Origin of the sequence: Bacillus altitudinis (assembly GCF_001191605.1) — a bacterium.
Classification (GTDB): Bacteria; Bacillota; Bacilli; order Bacillales; family Bacillaceae; genus Bacillus; species Bacillus altitudinis.
In genome coordinates this window covers 490,522-502,810 of sequence record NZ_CP009108.1, presented here as the reverse complement: position 1 = coordinate 502,810, position 12,289 = coordinate 490,522, and the positions used below count along the sequence as shown (strand labels likewise).

Here is a 12,289-nt window from a genome sequence, read left to right as displayed (position 1 = left end):
TTCTCGACTTCTCACTAGGCGCTGATCAGACAAGCGTCTTTTTTTCTTGAAATTGATTCTGCAAAAGCAGATCAATAAAATAGGCGACGCCATCTTCATGGTTGCCTTTTGTGATATAGGTGCTTTTTTCTTTAATGACATCCACCGCATTCCCCATCGCTATCCTGTGTCCTGCTTCATCGAACATGGATAGATCATTAGGGCTGTCACCGATCGCATAAATATTGGATCGGTCAACGCCATAATGGGCTGCAAGTTTCTTGAGGGCATGTCCTTTGCCTGACTCTTTTGGCAGTACCTCAATGATATGTTCTCCAGATGAGGTCAAGGAGAGCTCAGGCATCTTAGAAAGAAGATCTCGTGCTTCTTGCAGCTTATTCATATCAAATGAGAAGCATAGTAATTTATAAGTTGGTTCATTCGACTCAAAAATTTGACGGATGTCATCGACAGGTTTGATGCCAAACTGTTTAAATTGAGTCATCGCCCCTTCCCATAAATCAGCTACATCCTCGTTAGGATTGGCGCTTTTGATCATATCAAATTCAGCTTTGAGCTTATCTTTTCCATCAAATGGGGAAAGGAGGGCATCGTCTGTATAGACCTCGAAATAAATGTTCCGTTCCACTAATTCCTTTGCAGCACGTCTACCAGCTTCTTGATCAAGGGTGATTCTGCTGAAGAGCTTGTACCCTTCTGTATGGACAGTTCCTCCGTTTGCCGCAATGATGGGAATATCCAAATCCTCGAGAAGCTCTTTTACATCAAAAGTCGCGCGCCCTGTACAAATGGTCACAATATATCCAGCTTCCTTCGCACGAATCAATGCCTGCCGGTTTTGAGCGGATATTTCACTTTTCGTATTTAAGAGTGTACCGTCTAAATCAATCGCAATCATTTTTTTCATTGCTGTTATATCCTCCTTCATTCATGCAATAGCCTCTTCAAAGTATGTACGATTTCCTTCATTCTCATGAAAGAGTCGGATCGTGGATTCCTCTCTTTAAGGCTAAACAAAAATGGTCAATTGATCAAGGATATAAGAAAAAGCGCCCAAAAGGACGCTTTTAGCGTGTAGACAAACCCTCGCATTCTTTGTCAGTCCTGCGCTCCGGTGCTCACGAATATCAAATTCGCTCTGCTCCGGTGCTCGTTCTTCCTAGACTGCAAAGGTTTTCTATCACGCTGAAAAGAAGAAAAAGGGCAAACACCTTTTTCAACACATAAAAAGCGCCCAAAAGGACGCTTTCTGTGTTTATGATAATTCAAGCTGTTTCTTCAATTCCGTTTTGACTTCGTTCAGTTGGTTTTGATCCAATTGGTAATAATAAACGCCATTTGGCTGGTAATCAGATCCTTTTAGTTGAATCGTATCAACAGATTTCAATGAAGTGAGTAGTGGGAAAAGACCGACTAGTTCTTTCATTGACAGGTTAGTTGAGACGTTATCGCCTAGAGTATCTATGATATTGTCATAAGACGGAATAGATGTTACTGATTTTGATTTATCGAAAATGGCTTTTAATACTTCCATTTGACGCTGTCCACGCATGAGATCACTGTCTGCTTTTCTTGTTCTCACATAAGCGAGAGCTTGATTACCATCTAGTGTGTGAGTGCCCGTTTGCAGCTGAACTTTGCCCTTTGTATCTTTGAGAATCTGTTTCACAACATATTCATCTTTAATGTTAACGGAAACACCGTTTAATTCGTTCACAATTTCCTTAAACGCTTTGAAATTACTTTCAATCACAAAGTCGACAGGGATATCTAGTAAATTCTCAACTGTACTCACCGTGAGGTCTGCATCACCAAATGCGTGTGCATGTGTAATTTTGTCATAACCATGACCTGGAATATTAACATATGAGTCCCTTGGAATACTTAATAATTTCACGGTTTTATTCGTTCGATTTACTGTCGCTAATACCATAGCATCGCTTCGTGCTTGTTTGACGGTTTCGCCTGGTCTGCTGTCAATGCCAAGCAGCAAGACAGAAAAGCTGTCTTTCCCAGGATCAAATGCTTCAATCCGTTTGACAGATTGTGCACCGCGGTCTAGAGAGACTTGTGCTTTTTTCGCAGCTGTTGTCACTTTATAGTAGGCATAGCCGGTGACAGAAGCGGTTGTCAGTAAAAGAATACCAAAAATAAAAAGAGTGACTTTCACCCATGGTTTTAAACGCTTTTTGCCTTTGCGTTTACTTCTTGTTTGATCCATATATTTTAAACCCTCGCTATGATTTTATAGTAAAGATGTCCTTCTTCATGCTTACAAACTAAAACAAATATACCTTAAAACGGGATATAGTGCGACATTTTTTTCACTAACGCTTAATTGACGTTTCCTTATCTAAAAAAGTTTCAATGATACGCAAATGAAATATATTTGTCATAAAACATCGAAATGTTTGAAATGACAGGAAGTGAGGAAAATGATTTTTCATAGAGAAACATCCAGTCATTACATAGATAAAAGAGGGGTTATGATCATGAAAAATCGGAATGGGTGGCTTTATTTCTTCGGCGCACTTGGAGGCGCCTTATATGGTTATGATACAGGTGTCATTTCTGGCGCTATCTTATTTATGAAAGAGGATTTAGGTTTAAATGCATTTACAGAGGGACTTGTGGTCAGCTCGATTTTAATCGGGGCGATGCTCGGGTCTTCTCTTTCTGGAAAACTGACAGATCAATTCGGACGGAAAAAAGCGATAATCGCCGCAGCCATTTTATTTATTATCGGCGGATTTGGAACAGCCCTTGCACCGAATACGGAGGTCATGGTCTTATTTCGAATCGTGCTAGGACTTGCTGTCGGATGCTCGACGACGATTGTTCCATTGTATTTATCTGAACTTGCGCCAAAGGAATCAAGAGGGGCACTTTCCTCATTAAACCAACTCATGATCACATTTGGTATTCTTCTTGCCTATATTGTGAACTACGTTTTAGCAGATGCAGAGGCATGGCGTCTGATGCTTGGAATTGCCGTTGTTCCTTCTGTGCTCTTGTTATGTGGTATTTTGTTTATGCCAGAAAGTCCTCGCTGGCTGTTTGTCCAAGGACAGGCGGACCGGGCGAAAGAAATATTGTCCAAACTTAGACAAAGCAAGCAAGAAGTTGAAGACGAAATTGCGGATATTCAAAAAGCAGAAAGTGAAGAAAAAGGCGGTCTTAAGGAATTACTCGAACCATGGGTGCGCCCCGCTTTAATTGCTGGTGTCGGTTTAGCCTTTTTACAGCAGTTTATTGGGACAAATACGATCATTTATTATGCACCAAAAACATTCACAAGTGTCGGCTTTGGCGATTCAGCAGCCATTTTAGGAACTGTAGGAATTGGTGCAGTCAATGTTGTCATGACGTTTGTTGCGATTAAAATCATTGATCGTGTCGGGCGGAAAGCGTTACTCCTATTTGGAAATGTAGGGATGGTTCTTAGTTTGATTGTTCTAGCAGTGGTCAATCGTTTTTTCGAGGGATCAACAGCTGCAGGGTGGACGACAATTATATGTTTAGGACTTTTCATCGTCATTTTTGCTGTCAGCTGGGGCCCGGTCGTATGGGTGATGCTGCCGGAGCTGTTCCCAGTACATGTCCGGGGAATCGGTACGGGGGTATCGACCTTCCTACTGCATACAGGGAATTTGATCATCTCGCTCACATTCCCAGCCTTGTTAAGTGCAATTGGCATCAGTAACCTTTTCCTTATTTATGCAGCCATCGGCATAGGTGCCTTCTTATTTGTGAAATATTTAGTCACAGAAACGAAAGGGAAAAGTCTTGAAGAGATTGAAGAAGATTTAAAAAAGAGAAACCGTGCCGTCGTGAATGACGAAGGGGAAACGGTATGAAAAAAGACCAGCTGCATGAGGCCGCTGGTCTTCCTTTGTTAAACAAACGTTTAATCAAGAAAGGACAATCACTCATCTTCTGAACGTGCTGCCTATGACATACATATGGAACAGGCGGGCGAAAGGTGGAAATGAGATGAAAGGAAAAACGAGCATTGTGATGCTGACGTACAATGAACTGCACCTAACGAAAAAATGTATCGACAGTATCAAGAAGCATACTCGGCGTGATGAATATGAACTCATTATCGTGGATAATGCTTCATCAGACGGAACAAAGGAATATGTGAGACAACTGGAAGATGTCGTGTTGATTGACAACGAGAAGAATCAAGGCTTTGCCAAGGGCTGTAACCAAGGGGCGAAAAAGGCAACAGGAGATAGTATTCTTTTTTTAAATAACGACACGATTGTGACCGAAAACTGGCTTTTGCCTTTAAGAGAAGCCCTTTTTGCATCAGAGCGTATTGGCATGGTAGGGCCTGTCTCCAATTATGTAAGTGGTCCTCAGCTCGTTCAGCCATCTTACACAGATGTGAAGGAGCTTCCTGCCTTTGCAAAGGCATATACGGCTTCGAGAAAAGGTCAAAGAACATATGTGCATAGACTTGTTGGTTTTTGTTTGCTGGTCAAAAGAGAGCTGATCGAGGATGTAGGGTTATTTGATGAGCGGTTTGTATATGGATCATTTGAGGATGATGACCTTTGTCTGCGTTCTTTGCTAAAGGGATACCAGCTGCAAATCGTCCATGATTCATTTGTACATCATCACGGTCATGCCACATTCAATGCCAATGAAGAAACGAATATCTCTACATTGTTTGCGGAGAACAGGCTTCGATTTTTAGATAAATGGGGTATTGATTTAAACCTGATCTCCCCCCATCCATATTTTGCAGCACTGCTCCCTGAGGATGCCGGATGTGTGCTGGATGTTGGCTGTGGTGCTGGGGCGACAGGACTTGAACTGATCAACCGGCAGTCCGTTGACATGTACGGAGTAGAGGCGGATGCATTAAAAGCAGAGATGGCAAAGGCGTATTACAAAGAAGTGATTGAGACAAAAGCGGAGGCGTATCCTTGGTCAGAGAAAGAAGCTTTTTTTGATGCTGTGATCTTTTCTGATGTGTTAGAGCATGTGTCAGACCCATGGCAGATGATTGCTCAAGCGCATGCGTCTTTAAAACCAGGTGGCGTGATCATTTGCTGCTTACCTAATATGATGCATGCGGAAGTACTGCTGCCTTTATTGGCAGGTGATTTTACGTATCAAGATGTGGGGATTTTAGATCGAACACATATGAGATTTTTCACACCAAACACAATGCGGGCGCTCTTTCCAGACCATTTATTTCATCGCGTGATTGAACAGCCGATCAATGTGCCAATTGATCAAAACGTTCAATTGTTTTTTGACGAAGTGGCGAGAGTAGGAGAGTCACTTGGATTTCAAACAAAAGCATTATCTGATCAAGTGACGCTCTATCAGCTTTTGATCGTTGCACGTAAAAAAGGCGGTTCCCCCTCCGGGTAATCCGCCTCAGCGTGTAGGCAAACCCTCGCATTCTTTGTCAGTCCTGCGCGCCGGTGCTCGGAAATCCTTCATTCGCTCCGCTCCGGTACTCGTCCTTCCTAGACTGCAAAGGTTTTCTATCACGCTGAAAAGAAGACAAAGGGCTAAAACAAAGTTCATTTTAGCCCTTTGTCAACCACCTAAGGCGGATGACCGCCTTTTGTGCTACCATTTAAAGCTTTTTGTAGCGCCTTCTGCACCAAAGTTCAAAATGCTCACTTTTACGTCATATGCAATGTCTACTTCTTGAAATAGTGTATCCCATTCATTGCGGTGCTGATCCCAAAAGTCTGGATACTTGATGCGCACCTGCCGATTTAAAAGGATCGGGTCAACGCCAACTTCTTTTTGCATGTGGTGGACAGCTTTTTGAATGCGTTCTTTGATTTTGCGTTCAAAAATGCGCTCAAATCGTTTGATGTATTGCTCATCGTATGAGTTTTCAGGGGGATATTGATCTTCTGATAGTTTCCCGTTTGTTTGTACACTAATTTTAAAGGAAATCTTTCCGTTCTTCAGATAGGGTTCAATCTTGGATTTTGCTTTCTTGATTTCATACGTAATCGGAAAGCCTTTGTAGGTGGCGGGTACGACTCCGCCTGAGATACGATTCATGACCCAGTTTAAAGATTGGACATCTTTTGCTGGTATGAATCCTATCAGCTTTCGCGTTTTCCCATGGATAATGCCTGCGCCATCATAGGTGAGTTCTCCGTTAACGACATCCACACTTTGGACAAGAAAGCTTGTACCCATCTGAAAGTAATCGGACGCTCGGCCAATACGTGTTGGCAGTAAAATCTTCCCGTTAAAGCTCCGGTTTTTTGATGTTTCAAAAATATGCTCAACTGGAACCTTTTGCTGTGATTTTAATTTTTGGTTGATGACTTTTGATGCTTCGTGCCGTGACACTAGGAGGTAACTGCTTCTTCGAACCTCATCATCTCGTATAAAGTGGTTGAGTGTCCCTTGAATATCATGATGCTCGGCTTGATCTTTGCCAAACAAAAAGATTTTGAGGTGATCACTGTAAATCGGCGGGTCCTTCAAAGCGACATTGCTGACTGCTTCCAGTACATTTTTCCCCTTTGAGACGACATTCACATAGCCAGGGGAATCTGCTTCTTGTGTTCCGCCCATTTTAGGGACAAGGTTTTGATAGGTAAGTTTGACTCCGTTATCATCTTCCTCGTCAATGCCAACACCGCGCACAAACGATAATTTCTCAATATCCTTTAAGTCCCAGCAACCTGTCGATAAAAGCAAAAGACAGCAAGACAGAAAGGTGAGCCATAAACGCCGCACTTTCATGCAGATCGACCTCCCCATTTTTTACGTATCATGAGCAGAACAGCTGTTATAAAAGGAATCGCTAAAACAACGAATAATGCATAGCCGAGTAAAGTCGAGTAGTAAAAGACTTCATTGATATTTCTCGGAAAAAGAGAGAGAGCTGAGGTCAGCAGAAACAGCAACCATAGCAGTCTCGTTAAATTGGTTGTTTTAAAAACCGTTTGACAGCCTTTAATAGCAAATTGGAAAAAGCCAAGCATACAAATAAACTGCTGGCACGTCCAGATCGTCAGTAAGAAAATATCAAAGCGTTCAATGAAGACCCCTTCTAGTTCTAGCGCTTGAATGAGGGAGACAGTGGGCCAGGTGAGTGATTTCGTTTCTCCAACTGTCATGGAACCAATCACAATAAAGAGCGTGAGGGAGTAAATAAGTGTGGTGATCCCTACCCCGATCGCTGCGGCCCATTTCGCTTTTGGCCATTTGTCCTTATAGACAAGCGGTACGACAAACAAAATGACTTCAAAGCCTGTAAATTGAATAAATGTTTGAGAGAACAAATTACTAAAATCTTTAAACCCGTGATTCATTACCGGGCGTAAGTAATCAAAATCAAATATTTTCAAACTAAACAGCATGAGCCCAATATAAATGATCATGGTCATCGGATAAATATATGTCACTATTTTCACTACCGGAAAAATTCCGCTTTTTAAATGATAGGTGGCCACTAGTAAAAAAATCATCACAATCACGGTCATCGGGGTCGATTGCAGCAGGAAAAATTGAACCACTTCCCCAAGTACACGCGCCTCAAAGCCAACAATGGCTAGTAAATAACCGATCAGCATTAGGTTGAAAATCGTGCCAAAGAATGCACCGGCTCCTTTTGTATTCGATTCAAAGATGGTATCCGGTGCATTCTTCTCCGCAATCCAACCTAGCAAAAAAGCAACGAAAGCAAAGATGACTCCCTGTATTAATACAATGATCCAGCCATCAGGGAATCCTGAATTGGCAGAACTGCGAGGAATGGTTAAAATTCCAGCGCCTATCATTGTAGAACTGCACAGAATGGTGACTTGTAACAATGATAGCTTCTCAGCTCTGTACATCGTTTACTCTCCTTGTCTTTTGAGATTTTTTGTCTTGGCTGTTTTCGGTCTCGATTTAAATAGCCCTATTGGTAAACGAACGTACGTATCTTTTAAATCTGAAAACGGTGAAGACAAAACAGGTGTGAAATAGTCAAAACCAAAGGTCTTTAGCTGCATCAAGTGACAAAGTACAAATAAATAACACATGATGAGGCCGTATAATCCAAACATGGCTGAACTGAAGATGGCCATAAACCGCAGAATGCGTAGGGGGAAGCTGAAATCATATGATGGAGCAGTGAAATCGGCTAGTGCCGTCAGAGACACAATAATGACCATTAAGGCACTGACGATATTGGCTTGGACAGCCGCCTGTCCAATAATGACGCCGCCAATCAGTCCAATCGTCTGCCCGATCGCCCTAGGAAGACGAAGTCCAGCTTCCCGCAGCAGTTCAATCGTAAACGACATCAAAATGGCTTCCACTACAGGAGGAAAGGGCACATTTTGCCGGCTGCCTGCGATGGTAAGTGCCATTCGTGTTGGTAATAAACCAGGATGATAGGAAACAAGGGCGATATAGAGTCCCGGTAAAAAGATCGTCAAAAGCACGGCAATATAACGGAGCAAACGCAAAAGAGTCGCACTTGTCCATCTTTGATAATAATCCTCCGGTGATTGCATCAAGGCAGTGAGAGTCATCGGCATAATGAGGGCAAACGGCGTCCCATCGAGCAAAATAGACACCTTTCCTTCTAACACAGAGGCAATCACCCGATCAGGACGTTCTGTATTTTGAATCTGCGGGAAAATAGAGATATGACTGTCTTCAATCAGCTGTTCTATGTAGCCGCTCTCAGGAATATCATCCATTTTGATTTGCTTCATACGAGAGAAGACATCATCTACTAGTTTGGGGTCTGCGATATCACGAACATACACAAGAGCAGCAGATTTCTTGTTGCGAGTTCCTATGTTTACCTTTTGAATGACAAGGTTCGGGTCGTTTGCTCTTTCACGAAGCAATGCCGTGTTTTTTTCAAGATTTTCAATAAATCCAATCCGGGGTCCTCTTACAAGGACTTCTGATTGCGGCTCCTCTACTTCTCTAAATTGAAAAAGATTCGTATGGAGCGCAAGCGCTTGAGTGGCTCTATCCACAAATAAAATAGCCCTGCCGCTGTATAACTGCTCGATGGCAAGGTTCATATCTTCCAGCACATCATTTTGAATGCCAAAGAACGTTTTAGAAAGGGAAGAAAGTGTGGTGTGGTCGACCTCGGTGATGGTCAGTTCCTTTTGCATAGGTGAAATGATTTGTTTGGAAAGCATCTCAAATTCTGTGAGTCCTTCAACGTACACGAGACATGCAGAGACAGCGGAAGGACCAAATGAAAAAGAGTGAAACACGATATCATCACTTTTGCCGGCAAAGCTTTTGACACGCTGAATGACGGACTCTATATCTTGTTCAATACGACTTTTCATAATACCTCACCCTCATGTCTTTTTTTATAGAGTGACTCGGAAGGAGAAGAATTATGCAAATAGAAAAAAGAGAATCCCCTAAAATAGGAATTCTCTTCACATGTTTATCTCGCCAGCCAGCCGCCATCTACGGCTAAAATATGCCCGTTCATATAATCAGATGCAGGGGAGCTGAGAAAGACGGCGGCACCTGCTAGATCTTCAGGCCTTCCCCAGCGTCCAGCGGGGATTCGTTTCAGAATCTCTTCATTCCGGTTCGCGTCGTCACGAATGGCTTGCGTGTTATTGGTTGCAATATAACCAGGCGCGATCGCGTTCACCTGAATATGCTGACTTGCCCATTCATTTGCAAATGCTTTCGTCAAACCTGCGACAGCATGCTTACTTGCTGTATAAGCGGGAACAAAGACACCGCCTTGAAATGATAGAAGGGAAGCGATATTGACAATTTTCCCTTGCCCTTTTTTCAGCATCTGCTGTCCGACCTTTTGCGTGAGGAAAAAGAGACTGTTGATATTCACATCCATCACAGTATGCCAGTTTTCCTCTGAATATTGAGCGGCCTCTTCTCTTTTAATGGTCCCAGCATTATTGATCAAAATATCAATTGTGTGCTGCTTTAAAAGGGCATCAACATCCCGCTTTGCGGACTTAGGATCTGAAAAGTCTACTTGAATCGCATGAAATGATCTGCCGGTCTGTTCGACAAGTTCTTTTGTTTCATCAAGCGGCGTATGGTGGTAGGTGCCGATGATATCTGCACCTGAACGAGCAAGCGCTACGGCAATCCCTTGCCCAATTCCAGTTCCAGGACCTGTGACAAGAGCTGTTTTGCCTTCGAGGGAAAAGAGGGACGCTACATAGGATGTCGTCGTCATCTCATTACCTCAGCTGGTCCATCGGGACAAAGTCCATATCTTTAAACGTATAGTTTTCTCCCGCCATTGCCCAAATAAATGAATAATTTGCGGTACCTGAGCCTGAATGAATGGACCAGGCAGGTGAGATGACGGCTTCTTCATTTGCTACAACGAGATGTCTCGTTTCAGATGGCTCCCCCATAAAATGAAAGACACGTGCGTCTTCCTCTATATCAAGATATAAGTACACTTCCATCCGCCGGTCATGTATATGAGCAGGCATCGTGTTCCATGTGTTATTGGTTTCAAGCTGAGTGATGCCCATCATAAGCTGGCAGCTTTGGATGCCGTCTGCATGAATGACCTGATACAGATTCCGTACGTTCGAGGCGGATGCTTCCCCTAAATGATTCGGTGTTAATTCAGCGATCGCAGCCTTTTGTGTCGGATACGCTCTATGAGCGGTGGCTGACACAAGATAAAATTTGGCCTGCTCACCTGATGAACTAGCAAACTGTACATGTTCGTGTCCAAGTCCAATATATAAGAAATCTTTATGCTGCAGCACAAATGACTCACCATCGACTGTAACCGTACCTTGGCCGCCGACATTCACAATGCCAATTTCCCGTCTTTCAAGGAAATATTCTGTACGTAAAAAGTCGCCGGCATCTAGCTTGATCGGTTCTGATGTCGGCATAACACCGCCAATCACCACACGGTCCTCATGCGAATAATATAGCTTCAATTCACCACTGACAAAGAGTGTCGGAATATGAAAATGACGACGAAGTTCCTCTGTTGTAAAACGCTTGACCTGCTCAGGATGTACAGCATAACGATTTTCCATTTGAGATAAGCCTCCCTTTCCATCTGAAACATATGATTGTTTTATTTGGTATCGGTTTCAAGGAAAATTCTAGAGGAAAAAGAGAGCGGCGTCAACCGTTAATTTGAAATCGCTTTCTTTAATTGTATAAAAGCTTTTTTTTCTTCATGTTCATGAAAAAAATCTTCTGATACAGTTCAACTTGTGGTATGCTTTTTTTAAGTTTATTTGAAATCGGTTTCGAAACAAATGAGAAGATCGATCTTGGGAGTTTTTTGTATGAAAGAGAAAAAGCAAACGAAAGTCACCATTAACGAAGTTGCTGCATATGCAGGTGTCTCAAAATCAACGGTATCCAGATACATCAATGGCAGAACAAATGAAATTTCTCCTGAAAAGGTAAAAAAGATTAAAAAAGCCATTGAGGAGCTCCATTACCGTCCGAGTCAGCTTGCCCAAGGATTGAAAGTAAGAAAGAGCAAGGTCATTGGTTTTATTGTGGCTGATATTACGAACCCGTTCTCTGTTGCGACACTTCGTGGTGTGGAAGAGATTTGTGATGAATATGGATACAGCATCATGGTGTGCAACACAGATAATCGTCCAGAAAAAGAACGAGAAATGCTTCTGAAGCTGAATGCGCATTATATTGAAGGGCTGATCATCAATACGACCGGTCAAAACAATGACATTTTGCAAGACTTTAAGCAAAACGGTGTACCGATTGTTCTTGTTGACCGTAAGTTACCTGAACTCAAGGTCGATACCGTCACAACGAATAACCGTGACATCACGGCTCGTCTACTTCATCAGATGTATGAAAAAGGCTACGAACATATCGCTTTCTTTACTGAGCCGGTCGATGGGATTAGTCCACGTGAAGAACGAAAAGAAGCCTATGAACAGACGGCCATGAGTCAACATAAGACACCTATGATTGCAGAAATCAATTTGAAGCAAAAGGAACAAATGCGAGATGAGATTTGTCGGTTTTTACAATCAAACCATCAGAAAAAAGCGATTTTAGCAGGCAATGGATTACTTATGCTGAAGCTCATCAGTGAACTCGTCGATCTTGGGGTGAAGATACCTGAGGAGATAGGCATTGCTGGATTTGATGATACAGAATGGTATAAGCTGATCGGGCCAGGCATCACTACGGTGGCGCAGCCATCTCATGAGATGGGGAGAGCGGCGATGCAAAAAATCAAGACGCGTCTTGAAGGGGATAAGAGTGCACCCCAGACCATTCAACTTGATGGAGAAATCATTGTGAGAAAATCTTTATAAAC

10 protein-coding genes are annotated in these 12,289 nt (G+C 42.7%); 3 read left to right on the top strand and 7 right to left on the bottom strand.

Annotation, left to right across the window (positions count from 1 at the left end):
* Window positions 1-25: 25 nt before the first annotated feature.
* Window positions 26-907 (bottom strand): Cof-type HAD-IIB family hydrolase, encoded by an 882-nt coding sequence (locus ID12_RS02490; RefSeq protein WP_181362752.1) that lies wholly within the window; start codon window positions 905-907, stop codon window positions 26-28.
* Between the two features lie 348 nt (window positions 908-1,255).
* Complete coding sequence (locus ID12_RS02485) at window positions 1,256-2,221, bottom strand: LCP family protein (RefSeq protein ID WP_035389731.1); 966 nt, start codon at window positions 2,219-2,221, stop codon at window positions 1,256-1,258.
* A gap of 271 nt (window positions 2,222-2,492) precedes the next feature.
* Here ID12_RS02485 and ID12_RS02480 point away from each other — a divergent pair, with 271 nt between their 5' ends.
* Window positions 2,493-3,857 (top strand): sugar porter family MFS transporter, encoded by a 1,365-nt coding sequence (locus ID12_RS02480; protein WP_100218329.1) that lies wholly within the window; start codon window positions 2,493-2,495, stop codon window positions 3,855-3,857.
* A 136-nt stretch (window positions 3,858-3,993) separates the two neighbouring features.
* Entirely contained in the window at window positions 3,994-5,391 is a 1,398-nt protein-coding gene (locus ID12_RS02475) for a bifunctional glycosyltransferase family 2 protein/class I SAM-dependent methyltransferase (RefSeq protein WP_050826673.1), read from the top strand.
* Window positions 5,392-5,595: 204 nt separating this feature from the next.
* Here ID12_RS02475 and ID12_RS02470 read toward each other — a convergent pair whose 3' ends face one another.
* The 5 genes from ID12_RS02470 to kduI all read right to left on the bottom strand — a co-directional run bounded on the left by ID12_RS02470 (window position 5,596) and on the right by kduI (window position 11,018).
* The gene (locus ID12_RS02470; RefSeq protein WP_050826672.1) at window positions 5,596-6,741 is read right to left on the bottom strand and encodes a Ger(x)C family spore germination protein; all 1,146 of its coding nucleotides are present in this window, start codon (window positions 6,739-6,741) and stop codon (window positions 5,596-5,598) included.
* Entirely contained in the window at window positions 6,738-7,838 is a 1,101-nt protein-coding gene (locus ID12_RS02465; protein ID WP_050826671.1) for a GerAB/ArcD/ProY family transporter, read from the bottom strand. The genes ID12_RS02470 and ID12_RS02465 overlap by 4 nt, the downstream gene beginning before the upstream one ends.
* Window positions 7,839-7,841: 3 nt before the next feature.
* A complete protein-coding gene (locus tag ID12_RS02460) occupies window positions 7,842-9,308 on the bottom strand; it encodes a spore germination protein (protein ID WP_035702242.1) in 1,467 nt (488 codons plus the stop codon).
* 104 nt (window positions 9,309-9,412) lie between these two features.
* Entirely contained in the window at window positions 9,413-10,186 is a 774-nt protein-coding gene (gene kduD / locus ID12_RS02455) for a 2-dehydro-3-deoxy-D-gluconate 5-dehydrogenase KduD (protein ID WP_017359995.1), read from the bottom strand.
* Between the two features lie 4 nt (window positions 10,187-10,190).
* Window positions 10,191-11,018 (bottom strand): 5-dehydro-4-deoxy-D-glucuronate isomerase, encoded by an 828-nt coding sequence (kduI, locus tag ID12_RS02450; RefSeq protein WP_017359994.1) that lies wholly within the window; start codon window positions 11,016-11,018, stop codon window positions 10,191-10,193.
* A gap of 258 nt (window positions 11,019-11,276) precedes the next feature.
* On the opposite strand from kduI, the gene ID12_RS02445 reads away from it, so the two are divergent.
* The gene (locus tag ID12_RS02445) at window positions 11,277-12,287 is read left to right on the top strand and encodes a LacI family DNA-binding transcriptional regulator (protein ID WP_017368168.1); all 1,011 of its coding nucleotides are present in this window, start codon (window positions 11,277-11,279) and stop codon (window positions 12,285-12,287) included.
* Window positions 12,288-12,289 lie beyond the last annotated feature (2 nt).